General features: G+C 66.6%; 13 protein-coding genes. 6 read left to right on the top strand and 7 right to left on the bottom strand.

Annotation, left to right across the window (positions count from 1 at the left end; translation table 11 throughout):
- Nucleotides 1-74: 74 nt before the first annotated feature.
- Nucleotides 75-1163 carry a helix-turn-helix transcriptional regulator gene (locus tag ACODRZ_RS02045; protein ID WP_488970831.1) on the top strand — a complete coding sequence of 363 codons (1089 nt, stop codon included), beginning with the start codon at nt 75-77 and terminating at the stop codon, nt 1161-1163.
- Here ACODRZ_RS02045 and ACODRZ_RS02040 read toward each other — a convergent pair.
- The 4 genes from ACODRZ_RS02040 to ACODRZ_RS02025 all read right to left on the bottom strand — a co-directional run bounded on the left by ACODRZ_RS02040 (nt 1135) and on the right by ACODRZ_RS02025 (nt 5871).
- Entirely contained in the window at nt 1135-2085 is a 951-nt protein-coding gene (locus tag ACODRZ_RS02040) for an acyl-CoA dehydrogenase family protein (protein ID WP_488970832.1), read from the bottom strand. The two genes, ACODRZ_RS02045 and ACODRZ_RS02040, sit on opposite strands and share 29 nt — an antisense overlap.
- The gene (locus ACODRZ_RS02035; protein ID WP_488970833.1) at nt 2085-3230 is read right to left on the bottom strand and encodes an acyl-CoA dehydrogenase family protein; all 1146 of its coding nucleotides are present in this window, start codon (nt 3228-3230) and stop codon (nt 2085-2087) included. The genes ACODRZ_RS02040 and ACODRZ_RS02035 overlap by 1 nt, the downstream gene beginning before the upstream one ends.
- A gap of 102 nt (nt 3231-3332) precedes the next feature.
- Nucleotides 3333-4109 (bottom strand): SDR family NAD(P)-dependent oxidoreductase, encoded by a 777-nt coding sequence (locus tag ACODRZ_RS02030; protein ID WP_488970834.1) that lies wholly within the window; start codon nt 4107-4109, stop codon nt 3333-3335.
- A 16-nt stretch (nt 4110-4125) separates the two neighbouring features.
- The gene (locus tag ACODRZ_RS02025; RefSeq protein WP_488970835.1) at nt 4126-5871 is read right to left on the bottom strand and encodes an FAD-dependent oxidoreductase; all 1746 of its coding nucleotides are present in this window, start codon (nt 5869-5871) and stop codon (nt 4126-4128) included.
- A 177-nt stretch (nt 5872-6048) separates the two neighbouring features.
- Between ACODRZ_RS02025 and ACODRZ_RS02020 the strand changes: the two genes are divergently transcribed.
- The 4 genes from ACODRZ_RS02020 (at nt 6049) to ACODRZ_RS02005 (ending at nt 9675) form a co-directional block, all read left to right on the top strand.
- Nucleotides 6049-6363: a Rieske (2Fe-2S) protein gene (locus ACODRZ_RS02020; RefSeq protein ID WP_488970836.1), complete on the top strand. Its 315-nt coding sequence runs from the start codon at nt 6049-6051 to the stop codon at nt 6361-6363.
- Between the two features lie 69 nt (nt 6364-6432).
- The gene (locus ACODRZ_RS02015) at nt 6433-7614 is read left to right on the top strand and encodes an acyl-CoA dehydrogenase family protein (protein WP_488970837.1); all 1182 of its coding nucleotides are present in this window, start codon (nt 6433-6435) and stop codon (nt 7612-7614) included.
- A 1-nt stretch (nt 7615) separates the two neighbouring features.
- Nucleotides 7616-8620 carry an acyl-CoA dehydrogenase family protein gene (locus tag ACODRZ_RS02010; protein ID WP_488970838.1) on the top strand — a complete coding sequence of 335 codons (1005 nt, stop codon included), beginning with the start codon at nt 7616-7618 and terminating at the stop codon, nt 8618-8620.
- 119 nt (nt 8621-8739) lie between these two features.
- Entirely contained in the window at nt 8740-9675 is a 936-nt protein-coding gene (locus tag ACODRZ_RS02005; RefSeq protein WP_488970839.1) for a cation diffusion facilitator family transporter, read from the top strand.
- A gap of 85 nt (nt 9676-9760) precedes the next feature.
- Here ACODRZ_RS02005 and ACODRZ_RS02000 read toward each other — a convergent pair whose 3' ends face one another.
- From ACODRZ_RS02000 to ACODRZ_RS01990, 3 genes are all read right to left on the bottom strand, one after another.
- Nucleotides 9761-10780: an alpha-ketoacid dehydrogenase subunit beta gene (locus tag ACODRZ_RS02000; RefSeq protein ID WP_488970840.1), complete on the bottom strand. Its 1020-nt coding sequence runs from the start codon at nt 10778-10780 to the stop codon at nt 9761-9763.
- Complete coding sequence (locus tag ACODRZ_RS01995; RefSeq protein ID WP_488970841.1) at nt 10777-11775, bottom strand: thiamine pyrophosphate-dependent dehydrogenase E1 component subunit alpha; 999 nt, start codon at nt 11773-11775, stop codon at nt 10777-10779. Before ACODRZ_RS01995 ends, ACODRZ_RS02000 begins: the two co-directional genes overlap by 4 nt.
- A gap of 104 nt (nt 11776-11879) precedes the next feature.
- Entirely contained in the window at nt 11880-13571 is a 1692-nt protein-coding gene (locus tag ACODRZ_RS01990) for an FAD-binding protein (RefSeq protein ID WP_488970902.1), read from the bottom strand.
- 191 nt (nt 13572-13762) lie between these two features.
- Here ACODRZ_RS01990 and ACODRZ_RS01985 point away from each other — a divergent pair, with 191 nt between their 5' ends.
- A complete protein-coding gene (locus tag ACODRZ_RS01985; protein WP_488970842.1) occupies nt 13763-14572 on the top strand; it encodes an enoyl-CoA hydratase/isomerase family protein in 810 nt (269 codons plus the stop codon).
- Nucleotides 14573-14661: the final 89 nt, after the last annotated feature.

Raw genomic sequence — 14661 nt, 5'->3', positions numbered from 1 at the left:
TCGCCCTCTTGTTGGGCTCGAATCGCTCTTTGCAAGGATGACAAATCGCAGAACCTCCCATATGGGAGGGAGGTATGGCTCTGACATCCAACGACGAGACAGATTTGCTGCTGCCGCTGATAGCGGGGATTGGCGACAAGGCGCAGTTTGCCGAGTTTCTCGAGCGCCTGCGTCGCCGGAGCGATGCCGAGTACGTCAGCATCGTGATGAAGCAGGGCGACGGCCCGCATGCCCAGATCACCGACTTCCACGCCGGACGCGACTTACGCAGCGAGGCGCGCGAACTCGATCCGTTCGAGATGCATGCGCTGGAGCGCCTGCACTACGACCAGCTGCGCCCGGGCCGCGTCTACAGCGTCGGCGAGTTCGTGGACCACGATCCCGTCTTCCGGGCGGAGCGCCTGGCCAAGATGGCACGCCTCGGCATCGCCGACGAGCGGGTGGTGCGCCTGCCGCGTGTGATGGAAACGGATGCATGGCTGATCCTTGCCCGCGCAAAGCCGTGCGAGGCGGCGGACAGCGCCCTGCTCTCCGCACTCTCACCTTATGTCGAGGCCGCCCTGCGCAGTTACGTGACGCTGGAGGAACACCGCATCCGTGCCAGCGTCAGCGCGCAGGGCATGGCTCGCAGTGCAACGGCGTGGATGGTGTTCGACCGCGAGGCGCGGCTATTGGCCATAGACCCGCGCCTCGATGCGTGGATGCGCGGGAATCTTGGCTATACGCCGCGCGTGGGCGAGCGCCTGCGCGATCTGGGCGTCCATGCGGAGCGTGAACTGGGCGGGGCGGCTATGCTGTTCGCCTCGTCGACGCCGCCCCCACCGCGTGCGGTGATGCTGCATGAGGATCCTCGGCTGGAAGCGCTGCTGACAGCCACCAGCGACATGCCGCGCCCCTCGATGCTGGCGCTGTGCCGACTGCCCAATGCAAGAACGCCGGCCAGCGTGGAGCGCCTCACCCACCTCTTCGACCTGCCCCCGCGCGAGGCGCAGCTGGCGATCGCGCTGAACGAGGGACAGTCTATCGCCGAAGCGGCTGAAAGCATGGGCCTGACGCTGGAAACGACGCGCAACTATTCCAAGCGCCTCTACGCCAAGCTGGGCGTGCGCGGGCAGGCGGAACTGGTGCGGCTGGTCAGCGACAGCGTGGCGGTGATGGGATAGCCGGTCGACCCCACAGCGCCTCGGCCCCCGCCAGCCCCTGCTCGCCGCGCCCGCCCAGTTCGGCAGTCAGCAGCTTGAGGCGATAGGTCCACAAGTGCAGCGGATGCTCCAGCGTCATGCCCATGCCGCCAAGGAACTGGTGATAGTCGTAGCACACCCGCTTCGCCGCCTCCTGCGCGTGCAGCAGGACCAGCGCAGCGTCGCCGGGGTCGCCGGTCCCGGCCGCACGCAGGGCCAGCCAGTAGACGCTGTTGGTCACCACCTGATCCTCGGCCAACCGATGCCGCATCCCCTGGAACGTGGCGAGCGGACGGCCGAACTGCTTGCGGTCCGACACGTATGTCACGGCGCTGGCCAGCGCCGCGCCCAGCAGCCCCGCCGCTTCAGCCGCGACCGCGACGCGCCATGCGCGCAGCACTTCGCCAGGTTCGACCTCATGCGCGGTAAGATCGGCGGGAAGGTCTGTCAGGAAGGCGACCGGATAGCCGTAGAGCGTGTCCTCCTGCGCCGGTGCGATCCGGCTTTCGTCCGCCGTGAAGCTGCGCACTCCCGATGCGCCCACGATCACCACGGTCGCACCCGGCCGCAGGAAGCGTACCGGACCGCCGCTGCGACCCTCCTCTACGAGACACAGCGGGCGCGGCAGGTCCGGATCGATCAGCGGGCGTACCATGGCCGATACCGCCGCCTCCACCGCGAAGGGCAGACGCGCCAGTTTCTCGACCACCAGCGCGGCGGTGACGGGGCCGAGTTCCTCGACCGCCATCACGTCGAGGAAGCCGTTCTCGACCAGCGCGGCGTCGAGTTCCGCGCTCTCCGGCGCCAGCGATACGTCATGCAACGGTACACTCGCGTAAGGCCGCGCGAGACTGTCGATGAAGTCGAGGACCTGCCGCTGGTCCTCATTGAGAGACAGATGCATCAGCGCGGCTCCCGCGGCAATTCCAGCACGTCGCTGGCGATGATGTTGAGCTGGATTTCCGCCGACCCCGCCGCCACGCCCGCGACGATGCCGCGCTGGTGATGCATCTTGAGGTAGGGCGAGGCACCCGCGAGCGCTTCGGGCAGGAATTCGACCACGAATTCGCACACCGCCCGCTCGGCCATGACGGTGGCGTAGCGCGCGGAACTGGATTCCGCACCGATCGCGAGGCCGTCGACGCGCTTCTGGACGACGGCATAGTTGGCCGTGCCCGCCGCCTCGCACAGTGCCGCGCAGCGCGCCGCCTCGATCCGCACGTAGTCGCGCGCAAAGCGACCCTGCTCCTGCAGCATCGCCACCGCCCGGTCCAGCGCGGCGCGCGCCAGCGTGAAGCGCGGGATGCCGAGGCGCTCGTTGCGCAGCGAGTAGGCGACGATCTCCCATGCCTGCCCTTCCTCGCCGAAGCGGGCGGTTTCAGGCACGGTCACATCGTCGAAGAAGACTTCATGGATGTCGCCTTCGCCGATCAGCGAGGGAATCTGGCGCACGGTAATGCCGGGCGTATCCATCGGCACCAGGATGATGGTGATGCCCTTCTTGCGGTCATCACTGGTGCGTGTGAGCAGGAAGCAGGTGTCGGCGAGACCCGCATAGCTGGTCCAGATCTTCTGGCCGTTAATGACGTAACTGCCGTCCGTCAGCGTCGCCCGCGTGCGCAAAGAGGCGAGGTCGGAACCCGCGTCAGGCTCGGAAAAGCCCTGGCACCACAGCGATTCACCGCGCGTGATCGGCTCCAGATAGCGCGCCTTCTGCTCCGGCGTGCCATACTTCTCCAGCGTCGGGCCGATCCAGTTGACGTTCATGTACTGCCCGCCGCGCGGCTCGCCGGCGATCCACATCTCTTCGGAGAGGATCTGCTGCTCCCACGGGCCGAGGCCCTCGCCGCCCATCTCGACCGGCCAGTGCGGGAAGAGGATGCCCGCTTCCGCCAGCTTCACGCAGAATTCGCGCGCGAAGGCGGTCAGTGCCGGAGACGCGGGGCCGTGCTCGGAGAACCTCTCCCAGTCGTCGGGCAGGTTGGCGTGCAGGAAGTCCCGGATCTTGTGCCGGAACGCATCCTGCTCGGCGGTCCATTCGAATTGCATCGGGGCGGCGCCCTCCTCTCAGCGCTTCGTTAGGCGCAAGGACGGCCGCGCTACAACAGGAGGCTCGCCGCAATCGCGGGTGCGATTGCCTGCCGCGACCGCCTACCCGCGCACCGCGCCCACAGCTTCGGGCGAGACGTAGCGCGTGGTCGAAATCCCCCCGTCCACCGCGATTGTCTGGCCGTTGACGAAGCCGGCTTCGTCCGAAGCGAGGAAGGCAACCATGTTGCCGACGTCGGCCGCGGTGCAGTCCCGCTGGAGCGGCGTCAGTTCGTGGTTGGTGCGGCGGAAGGCGTCGAGGTTCCAGAACGCCTCCGTCATCTCGGTACGCACCACGGTTGGAGCGATGTAGTTGGAGCGGATGCCGCGCGGACCATATTCCGCCGCGAGCGTCCGCATGAGACCGATCTGGCCCGCCTTGACGGTCGAGTAGGCCCCTCCGCCGGGCGTGCCGTAGATGCCCCAGGTCGATCCGATGAAGAGGATCGACCCGCCTGCGCCACCCATCCGCGCCAGGGCCTCGCGGCAAAGACGGAACGGCGCCCGCAGGGAAATGGCCAGCACTTCGTCCAGCATCGCGTCCGTGGTCTGGTCGACCGGGCCGAAGTTGAACGATCCCGCGTTGTTGACCAGCATGTCCAAACGGCCGAACCTCTCCATCGCCCGCGCCACGATCCGCGCAGGAGCGTCCTCGGCCGTGGCGTCGATGGCGATGAAGTCGAATTCGACCATGCCTTCGAGCGCCGTCTTCAGGGCCGAGAGCTTCTGCCCGTTACGGCCGGTGCCAAGCACTTTCACGCCGCGTGCGCCCAGCGCCCGGACGATCGCCTCGCCGATGCCACCGGCTGCTCCGGTGACGATCGCTACCTTGCCGTTCATCTGGATTGCCTCCCGCTCAAACCGTGGCCGGCGCGCGTACCGAGGCCGTGGTCCGCCGGTTGGCGGACCTCTCGGCGATGTCGTTGGCCGCAATATAGCCAAAAGTCATGCCCGGCCCGATGGTCGCGCCCGCCCCCGGATAGGTGTCGCCAAAAGGCGTCCCCGCATTGTTGCCCGCCGCATAGAGGCCCGGGATCGGATCACCCGCCGCGTCGAGCACACGCGCCCGCGCATCGCACCTCAGACCACCCTTGGTGCCGAGGTCCCCGTTGTTGATCGGCACCGCATAGAACGGCGCGGTATCGATCGGGCCGAGGTTCGGGTTGGGCGCCGAGGCCGGGTCGCCGAACATCCGGTCATAAGCGTTCATGCCCCGCCCGAACTCGGGGTCCACGCCTGTCTTCGCATAGGCGTTCATGTTCGCCACCGTCCGCTGCACCATCTCGATCGGCAGATGGATCTTCGCCGCCAGAGCCGCGATCGTATCGGCACGGAAGACGTAGTGGTCCCACCAGTCGGCGGGCACCTTGCGCGCGGGCGTGTGGACCGTGGGCATGAGCCCGCCGGCGCTGAACTTGCGGCGGAACTTGGCGTCGAAGATCAGCCAGCACGGCATGTTGGCCCCGGTCTTGAGGTGATCGCGCACCATCGCCTGCCCGAACTGGTCGTAGCCGCAGGCTTCGTCCACGAAGCGCAGGCCCTTGCGGTTAACCACCACGCTCCATGGGCGGCCCACGTCGAACGCGGCCTGATGGATCTCGTGGAAGTTGGAGGCACCCTTCATTGGCAGGGTCATCGTGGGAATCCACCAGCCCTGCGTGGTATGCTCCGTGTCGGCGCCGATGCGCTCGGCGGCGATCAGCGCCTCGCCGCGATTGCCATCCTCGGGCGTCGAGGAATGCCGCGTCAGTCCGGGGACCGGGTAAAAGCGGTCACGCAGTTCCTGGTTCCACTCGAACCCGCCCGCCGCCAGGACGACACCGTAGCGTGCCTCTATCGCATAAGTGCGCCCGAAGTTGGACGCTTCCACGCCCGTCACCTGCCCGCGCTCATCGACCAGCAGGCGCTCCAGCCTGGTCTCCAGCCTGAGTTCGACACCGCGCGCGAAGACCTGCTCGTAAGTCGCCCCCATCAGCGCCGCGCCTTGCGTAAAGCGCCTGTCGCGGTGCGAGACCTTGCGGGTGCTCCGGTCTAGCCAGTAGCGCCCGATCATCCTGCCCGCGACGGTGCGCCAGCCTTTCGACTGCATCATCAGCGCGAATGTCTCGGTCAGGTCCATGGCGTAGCGACCGAACAGCTTGAAGCGGTTGTACTGCTCGCGCATCAGCGCATAGCGCCCATCGCCAAGGCGACGCCCGTCGAAAGTCGGGACGATTACCGAGCGGTCGGCGCGTGCGCCCGCACTGTCGGGAAAGTAGTCCGGCCAGGCCGCCGCCGCGACCTGGACTCCGGTGCCTTTCAGATAGCGCAACATGTTCGGGGCCTCATCGACGAAGGCCTCCAGCCTCTCGCGGTCGACCGGCACGCCGATCGTCGCATCGAGGTATTCGAGCGCGCTTTCACGACTGTCTCCCGCATCGCCTTCAAGGCGGTGATTCGGTATCCACATCACCCCGCCCGAGGTCGCCGAAGTGCCGCCGAACTTGTGCGCCTTCTCGATGACCAGCACTTTCAGGCCGTGGTCCGCGCTGCGCAGTGCCGCCATGGCACCGGCTGCTCCCGATCCGACCACCACGACGTCGAAGCTCTCGGCAAATCGCACCCGACATTTCTCCCGCTTTTGCCTTTGGCTCCTGGCCCGACTTTGCAGCCTTATCGCGTCGGCGGCTTGTGCTGGAAATGACCGGCGGGGTACTGCGGGTTGCTTGGCCCTGCTCTGGCCCTTGCGTCCCGGCGCAAGGCGCAGCAGGCCGACAGCGAGAGATGTGAAAGGACAAGGGTGAGCGAGAAGGTATTCGTCGCGGTGGCGAAACTCGAAGAGGTTCCGCAGGGCGGCAAGAAAGTGGTCGAGGTGAACGGGGTCAGCGTGCTCCTCGTCGGCGCGCGGGACCAGGTGTTCGCGGTGCGCAACTTGTGCAGCCACGCCTACGAGACGCTGGAATGCGGCCGCGTGCGCGCGGGGTGGATCTCCTGCCCGGTGCACGGTGCGCGTTTCGATCTCGAAACCGGGAGGCCGATCAACCCGCCCGCCTCGATGCCGATCGATACTTATGAGGTGCGGATCGAGGGCGACGTGATCGAGGTGGCGATCTAGGCCCCGATATCGCCCGCGCGTACCGCCGATTGTGGACGCGCCGCCGCCGCCCGTGCTTGGACGGTGGCCATGACCGATACGCCCGATCTCGACGCACTGCGCAGGCAAGTGCGCGCCTTCCTCGCCGCCGAGGCGCCGACCGGCTGGCGCGATGCGAGCCGCACGCAGGACGACTTCGTCCGCACCCAGCGCGACTGGTTCGCACGGCTGGTTTCGGCCGGCTATGCCATCCCGCACTGGCCTGCGGTGTTCCCCGGCGGCGGCCGCAGCCTTGCCGAACAGAAGGTGATCTACGAGGAACTGGCGAAGGCCGAATGCCCGCGCCTGCTGCTATCGTTCGTATCGACCTACCACGCCTTCGCGACGCTCCACGAATGCGCGAGCCGGGAACAGCAGGACCGTTACCTGCCGCGCATCCTCGAAGGCGAGACCTGGTGCCAGGGCTTCTCCGAGCCCGGAGCCGGATCGGACCTCGCCGCGATCAAGACGCGGGCAGAGCGCAAGGGCGATGTCTATGTCGTCAACGGCCAGAAGGTCTGGTCCACGATGGCCCAGTTCGCGGACAAGTGCCTGCTGCTGGTGCGTACCTCATCCGAAGGCCCCAAGCAGGCGGGCATCACGTACCTGCTGATGGACATGAAGACGCCCGGTGTCTCCGTCCGCCCGATCCACCAGATCCAGGGGGACGAGGAGTTCGCCGAGATCTTCCTCGACAACGTGCAAATCCCAGTCTCCGAGCGCGTCGGCGAGGAAGGCAAGGGCTGGGCCGTGGCGCAGGCGACGCTCGCCTCCGAGCGCGGGCTGACGCTGATGGAACTGTCCTACCGGATGCGCGGCGCCCTCTCGCGCGTCGCTGCGCTGATCCGCGAGCATGGACATGCGGATGATCGCGGGTGCCTGCGCGACTTCGGCGAACTGGTGACGCAAGTGGACGCCGTCTGCGCGATCGCCGACCAGTTCCTCGACAACAGGATCAAGGGCATTGAGCGCATCGGCGACGCCTCGATCGTCAAGAACAGCTACAGCCGGGCGCTTCGGGCCTATGCCAAGCTCGGTTTGCGGCTCGGCGGGATGGACGAGCAGTACGTCGCGCCGATCACCTTCGGCGACCTCAACACCGGCAACTGGATGGCGGATTACATGAACTCCTACGCCTGGACCATCGCCGGAGGCAGCGAGGAAGTGCAGCGCAACATCATCGCCGAACGCATGCTCGACATGCCGCGTGAGCCGAAAGCGTGGGTGGCCTGACATGATCGAGCTCAACGAACTTACCGACGCCGCTCAAAAGGCTTTCCCCGCAGGCATCCTCTCCCCGGGGCGCGACGAAAGCTGGAGCCTCGTCGCCGAGATGGGCTGGCTGATGGTGCGCCTGCCCGAAGAGGACGGCGGCCTCGGCCTTGATCGGGAGGCTTCCGCCGCAATCCATTTCGAGATGGGCCGCGTGCTGGCGACGACGCCCCTGATCCCGGCGCAACTGGGCCTGCAGGCCGTTCTGGCGAGCGAGATTGCCACGCGCACCGAGTGGCTGGAACGGCTGGCGGGCGGAGAATATGCCCCCCTGCACCTGCTCCCCGCGAAACTGGAGACGGCATCGGACGGCACGCTTTCGGGCGTGGTCGGCGGGGTGTTCGATGCGGGCATGGCGGTGGCGATCGTGGCGAAGCTGCCCGGCGGCTATGCCCTCGTGCCGATCGATGCGCCGGGCGTCTCGATCGTAGAGCGCGCGATCTGGGACCCCAGCCGGCGCCTGTTCGACCTCGTGCTGGATGGATACGCGCCCGATCCGGCACTCATGCTCACTGACGCGGACGGCGCCGCGGCGCTGCACGACGCGCTGGCGCCCGAAGCGCACCTTGCCATCGCGGCCGACTGCCTCGGTGCCGCGAATGCAGCATTGGAACTCACTATCGAGTACATGAAGATGCGCCGCCAGTTCGACCGGCCGATCGCCATGTTCCAGGCCCTGAAGCACCGCGCCGCCGATATGAAGGCACGCATTGCCGTGGCCGAGGCGCTCTTGTGGAACCGGGTGCGCGACGATGCTGCAACCCTCGTCCAGTGCGGCGCGACGAAGACGCTCGCGGCCGAGGCCTTCGCGTTCGTCACCGAAGAGGCGATCCAGCTCCACGGCGGCATTGGGCTGACCGAGGAGCATCCGATTCACCGCTTCATGAAGCGCGCGATGCTGAACCTGCAGCTTTGCGGATCGCCCGACCTGTGGAACGAGAAGACGGGTCGGGAAGCGCTGGGCTGACCCTTCGGCAAGCTCAGGATGAGCGGAAGCAGAGTAACCTCTCAAACCCGCTCAGGCCGAGCTTGTCGAAGCCTCCACCTTCTACGCAACGCCCTGCCCCGCTGCTCGTTGTGCCGGGCATGGCCAAGACTTCCGGACACATCCGCGAGAACATCGTCCTCTACGGGGCGCTAGCGGCGAACATGGGCATCGCCGTCGCCAAGTTCGTGGCGGCGGGGATCGGCGGCTCGTCCGCCATGGCCACCGAGGGTGTCCATTCGCTTGTCGACAGCGGCAACCAGATCCTGCTTCTCTACGGTCAGAAGCAGGGCAAGCGCGCGCCCGATGCCGCGCATCCCTTCGGCTACGGACGCGAGCTGTATTTCTGGGCCTTCGTCGTCGCCATCCTGATCTTCGCAGGCGGCGCGGGCATTTCCATCTATGAAGGCATCGCCCATATCCGCACGCCCCGCGCCGTGGAGGACCCGACCCTCAGCTACATCGTGCTGGCCGTCGCCTTCCTCATGGAAGGCGCATCCTGGGCCATCGCGGTCAAGGAGTTCAACCAGGGTCGCGCCGGGCAGAGCTGGTGGCAGGCGATCCGTCGATCCAAGGACCCGCCGGGATTCATCGTGCTGTTCGAGGACAGCGCGGCGCTCATCGGGCTCGCGATAGCGGCGCTCGGCATATGGGCCGCCGGATATTTTGCCGAGCCGCGCCTCGATGGTGCGGCATCGGTGCTGATCGGCCTGGTGCTGGCGGCGGTGGCAGTGCTGCTCGCGCGCGAAGCGAAGGGCCTGCTGATCGGCGAAGCCGCCGACCCGGCACTGATCGCCCAGTTGCGCGCAGTCATGGAAGGCAACCCGCATATCACCTCGGTCAACCACGTGCGTACCGTCCACACCGGACCGGACGCGGTATTCGTGGCGATCAGCGCGGACTTTGCCGACGACCTGCCGATGGGTGAAGCCGAGACGCTGATCGAGGAACTCGAGACGCGAATGAAGGCGCTCTCCCCGAAGATCACGTCGATCTACATCAGGCCGGAAAAGCGCGAAGAGGCGGTTTTGGGATAAGCAGGCACCCTGCCCTCTCCCGCAAGCGGGAGGGGGACGAGAGCATTTCGTGCTGCCCTCCCGCTTTCGGGAGGGCAGAGAGGCTTCAGATCGCCATCAGTCGCTTGGCTTCCGCCACGATCTCCGGCGGCTGCACGAGATAGGCATCTTCCAGCTTCTTTGCGAAAGGCACCGCGCAATACGGCGCGCCAAGGCGGCCGACCGGCGCCTTGAGCTTGCCGAACAGCACTTCCTGCGCGGTCGCGGCGATCTCCGCACCGGGGCCGAAGTTGCGGCCCGCTTCGTGAACCACCAGCAGGCGCCCGGTCTTCTCAGCCGATGCCAGCACGGTCTCCTTGTCCCACGGCGAGATCGTGCGCAAGTCCACCACTTCGACCGAAACGCCCGCAGCCGTCAGTTCCTCGACCGCCTGCATCACCGTGAACATCATCTGCCCATAGGAGACGATGGTGAGGTCGGTGCCCGGCATCACCACGTTGGCCTTGCCAAGCGGGATCGGCCCCTGGTTCACCGGCACGTCCATCGGCACGAACAGGGTCTTGCCGCTCTCGATGATGATGACCGGATCGGGATCCTGGATCGCCGAGAGATAGAGCCCCTTCATGTCCGCCGGGGTCCAGGGGATCACCACCTTGATGCCCGCGGTATGCGCGAACCAGGCCTCGTAGAAGTCGGCGTGCTGACCGGCAGTCTGGTTGCCCGCGCCAGTCAGGGTACGGATAACCAGCGGCACCTGGCTCTGCCCGCCCGACATGAAGCGCAGCTTGGCGGCGTGGTTCACGATCATGTCCATGGCGACGGTCGTGAAGTTCATCAGCATGATCTCGGCCACCGGCTTGTAGCCTGCCATCGCCGCGCCGATCGCCGCCCCCATGATCGCCTGTTCGGAAATCGGGGTGGAGCGCACCCGCAAGGTGCCGAACTTGCTCGACAGGCCGCGCGTGACGCCGACGACGCCGCCGCCCTCGTTGTCGGCGATGTCCTCGCCCAGCACGAGGACCTTGGGATCGGCCTCCATCGCCTCGAACAGCGCGGCGTTGATGGCCTGAAGGCCGTTCATCTTCACCGTCTCGATGACGGGGGCTTCGAGAGTGTCAGTGCTCATGCCGGAATCTCCTCGGCAAAGACGTCGCGGCGCAGTTCGTCGTCGGACGGGAATTCGCAGGCCATTGCGTATTCGATGGCGTCGTTGACCTCGGCCTCGATCTTCGCGGTGAGTTCGTCGAGCTGCTGCGCGGTGGCGACACCGTCGTCGATCAGCTTCTGGCGGAAGCGCGGCAGCGGATCGGCCTCGATCGCGGCGGCCTTTTCCTCCTTGGTCATGTAGGCGTCGTTGTCGCCGAAGACGTGGCCCATGAAACGGAAGGTCTTGCACTCCAGCAGGGTCGGCCCCTCACCGGCGCGGGCGCGCTCGATAGCGGCGTGGGCGTGGGCGTAGACATCGAGCGGGTCGTTGCCGTCCACCGTATAACCGGGCATGCCGTAGCCGATCGCGCGCTTGGCGATGAAGTCCACCGAAGTCCCGTTCTCATACCGAGTGTGCTCGGCGAAGCCGTTGTTCTGGCACACGAAGATCACCGGCAGCTTCCAGACGGAGGCAAGGTTCAGCGCTTCGTGGAAGGCACCGATGTTGGTCGCGCCGTCACCGAAATAGGCGACGGTGACCTGCTTGGTCCCGTCGAGCAGCGCCGCCCAGCCGAAGCCGTTGGCGATCGGCATCGAGGAGCCGACGATGCCCGTCGTCACCATCACGCCCGTTTCCGGGTGCGTCAGGTGCATCGGGCCGCCCTTGCCCTTGCAGGTGCCGTCGACGCGGCCGCAGATCTCCGCCCACAAGGGACGCAGCGGCATGTCCTTGGCGACCATGTCGTGAATGCCGCGATAGATCGTGCAGATCTTGTCGTCGTCGTTCAGCAGCACCGAGATGCCCGAGGGAATGCACTCCTGCCCGCGTGCCGAATAGTACGGCGCGGTGATGCGCCCGCGGCGGATCTGCTGGCGGGTGAGATCATCGTTGCGCTCGATGCGGATCATCCGGCGATAGATGTCGAGCTGCGTGGCGGCGTCGGGCGTCGCCCGGTTCTGTAGCGTGTCGCTCATGGTTCCTCTCTCGGACAGCTCGCGGCTGCTGGGATGTTTGAACATTGGTTCAGGGCAGGCCCCGCTGGCAAGGACGGGCGAACCGCCCCTGCGGTATCTGCGTTTCAGGACACTTGATTGCCGATGCCGGCCGCGTGCTTGGCCGCGATCCAGCCGAAGGTCATCGACGGGCCGACGCTCGCCCCGGCGCCGGGATAGACCCGGCCCATCGGCGAGGCGGTGGTGACACCGCAGGCATAGAGCCCCTCGATCACCGAACCGTCCTCGCGCAGCACGCGCGAATCGCAGTCACACACGACGCCGCCGTAAGTCCCGACGTCGCCCGGATAGACCGGGAAGGCGTAGAACGGCGCCTTGTCGATCGTGCCCATCGTCTGATTGGGGCCGTCCTTGAAGAACGGATCGCCAAGGAAGTTGTCGTAAGCCCGCTCGCCGCGCTGGAAATCCTCGTCGCGGCCGCCGCGCACGAAGCCGTTCCAGCGCGCGACCGTGGTTTCCAGCGCGCCGGGCGGCACGCCGATGACCTCGGCCAGTTCGCCCACCGTGCCGGCCTTGCGCATCCAGCCGGAGGCGAGCCACTTGGCCATGTTCTTCTTTGCCGTGCCCTTACCGGCGACGGCATATTCGTCCATGTACTGCTGGTCGAGGATCGCCCAGCTCGGCACCGCAGGAACGGTGCGGTTGCGCACCAGCATCGTCTCGCAGAACGCCTCGTAGGAGCCGCCCTCGTTCATGTAGCGCAGGCCCGACTGGTCGACCTGGATCGCGTGGGGCTTGGCGGTGGTGCTCTGGGTGCCGGGCTTGACGTAGTCGGTGTCCCAGCCGGGCGCGTCGGTCATCTGGAAGCCGACCATCTGGTCCATCTGCGCCAGCACCGCGCCCTTCGCAGCGAGTTCGCGGTGCATGTCGCCGGTATCGGTCTCGATGCCGTTGGACCACTTCGACTGCGTGCCCGGCATATAGGTGTCGCGCATCGCCTGGTTCATCGAGAACCCGCCCGCGTTCATCAGGATGCCCAGCCGCGCGCCGACGCGCCAGGGCTGGCCGTCTTTCTCGGTAAGGACGCCCACGGCCTTTGCACCATCCATGATGACTTCACGGACCGGGGATTTCACGCGAATCTGCGCCGCCTGCTTGTCCAGCACGGCCTTCAGCATCCGGCCCTGCAGCGCCGCACCGGCCGTCACCCAGTGCTTGCCGGTGAGCTTGCCCGCGACGAACTTGAAGGCGATCTTGATGAAGGTCCGCTTCAGCTCCCACGAATGCTTCATGAAAGGCAGCTTCATGCCATCGTCCAGCTTCACCGGCACTTCGAGGAAGCCCTTGCGCAGTTTGGCCGCCCATTCCTTGCCCAGTTCGTTCTTGTCGAAGGGCAGCGCGGTGACGGTGCGGCTGGTCTTCATGCCCCCGGGAAGTTCATCGTAATAGTCGGGCCAGAAGCGGGAGCCGCGCTCCATCCTGACCCCTTGCGAGACGATGAAGTCCAGCATCCGGGGCGCCTCGACCGCGTAAGTACGGCGGCGCGCGGGACTGGTGCCCGGGGATTGCGCATCGTCGGGCACAACCGCATCGAGGTACTGGCACGCCCGTTCCAGGCTGTCCTCTCCGGGGTCCATGAAGCGGTTGCCCGGAATCCACATGACGCCGCCCGACTTGGCAGTCGTGCCGCCGACCCATTCGGCCTTCTCGAGGATGACGACCGTCTTGCCCGCCTGCTTCATCAACAGCGCCGAGGCCATCGAGCCCGCGCCGCTGCCCACGACCACCCAGTCGAAAGTCTCGTCGAACTGCGTCATCGTGCCGTTACCTCTCCACCGGGCCGCGCTGCTGCGCATGCGTTCAGCCCGGTAGATCGAACTTCGCCCGCTTTGGCAACGCGAGGGGCGAAGGTTTCGCCGGAGCGAAGGGTTTGGGCAAAATCACGTTTTCGCATGGCCCTCGATACCGTCCGGCCTATGACGCTGGAGGGAAGAGGAGACCTGCCGACATGACCGATACCGCGCCCGCGCTGCCCCGACTGGCCACGATCGCGATGGCCCGCGAAGGACGGCTGCTGCGCATCACGCTCAATCGGCCGGAGGCGCTGAACGCGGTGAACCTGCAGCTTCACGACGATCTGGCCGAAGCGATGTGGTTCGCGCAGGTCGATACCGGCTCGGACGTCGTGGTGCTGACCGGCGCGGGCCGCGCCTTCTCGGCCGGCGGTGACCTCGACCATATCGAGAACAATGCGCGCAACCCCCACCTTTTCGACCACGAGACGCGCGTGGCCAAGCGCATCGTCTCCACCCTGCTCGACATCGACAAGCCGGTGGTATGCCGGATGAACGGCCACGCCGTCGGCCTCGGCGCGACGCTGGCGCTGCTGTGCGACGTGATCTTCGCGGCCGAGGGCGCGAAGATCGGCGACCCGCACGTCGGCCTCGGCCTCGTCGCGGGGGACGGCGGCGCGGTGATCTGGGCGCAGCGGATCGGCCTGACGCGGGCCAAGGAGTACCTGCTGACCGGCGACCTGCTCACCGCGAACAAGGCGGCGGAGATCGGGCTGGTGAACCACTGCGTTCCGGCAGACGGACTCGACGCGGCGGTCGATGCGTTCTGCGCTAAGCTGCTGGCAGGCGCGATGGTTGCGATCCGCGCGACCAAGATCCTCACCAACCTAGAAATCAAGCGGCTGGCGACGGCGCTGATGGATGCCGGGATCGCCTATGAAAGCGTATCGGTCCGCAGCGCCGACCATCTGGAGGGTATCCAGGCGCTCAAGGAGAAGCGGCCGCCGAAGTTCACGGGGCGCTGAATCTCTTACTTCGTCATTGCGAGCGCAGCGAAACAATCCAGGGCGGTCTGACGCCGCTATGGATTGCTTCGCTGCGCTCGCAATGACGA

Source organism: Novosphingobium sp. FG90 (assembly GCF_057808725.1).
This window is presented reverse-complemented; position numbering and strand designations above follow the sequence as displayed.

Bases quoted from the DNA above. Each gene is read 5' to 3' on its own strand.
- ACODRZ_RS02000 (WP_488970840.1), bottom strand. From the start codon at position 10,780: ATGAGCACTGACACTCTCGAAGCCCCCGTCATCGAGACGGTGAAGATG.
- ACODRZ_RS02005 (WP_488970839.1), top strand. From the start codon at position 8,740: ATGGCCAAGACTTCCGGACACATCCGCGAGAACATCGTCCTCTACGGG.
- ACODRZ_RS01985 (WP_488970842.1), top strand. From the start codon at position 13,763: ATGACCGATACCGCGCCCGCGCTGCCCCGACTGGCCACGATCGCGATG.
- ACODRZ_RS02040 (WP_488970832.1), bottom strand. From the start codon at position 2,085: ATGCATCTGTCTCTCAATGAGGACCAGCGGCAGGTCCTCGACTTCATC.
- ACODRZ_RS02030 (WP_488970834.1), bottom strand. From the start codon at position 4,109: ATGAACGGCAAGGTAGCGATCGTCACCGGAGCAGCCGGTGGCATCGGC.
- ACODRZ_RS02035 (WP_488970833.1), bottom strand. From the start codon at position 3,230: ATGCAATTCGAATGGACCGCCGAGCAGGATGCGTTCCGGCACAAGATC.
- ACODRZ_RS02015 (WP_488970837.1), top strand. From the start codon at position 6,433: ATGACCGATACGCCCGATCTCGACGCACTGCGCAGGCAAGTGCGCGCC.
- ACODRZ_RS02010 (WP_488970838.1), top strand. From the start codon at position 7,616: ATGATCGAGCTCAACGAACTTACCGACGCCGCTCAAAAGGCTTTCCCC.
- ACODRZ_RS02045 (WP_488970831.1), top strand. From the start codon at position 75: ATGGCTCTGACATCCAACGACGAGACAGATTTGCTGCTGCCGCTGATA.
- ACODRZ_RS01990 (WP_488970902.1), bottom strand. From the start codon at position 13,571: ATGACGCAGTTCGACGAGACTTTCGACTGGGTGGTCGTGGGCAGCGGC.
- ACODRZ_RS01995 (WP_488970841.1), bottom strand. From the start codon at position 11,775: ATGAGCGACACGCTACAGAACCGGGCGACGCCCGACGCCGCCACGCAG.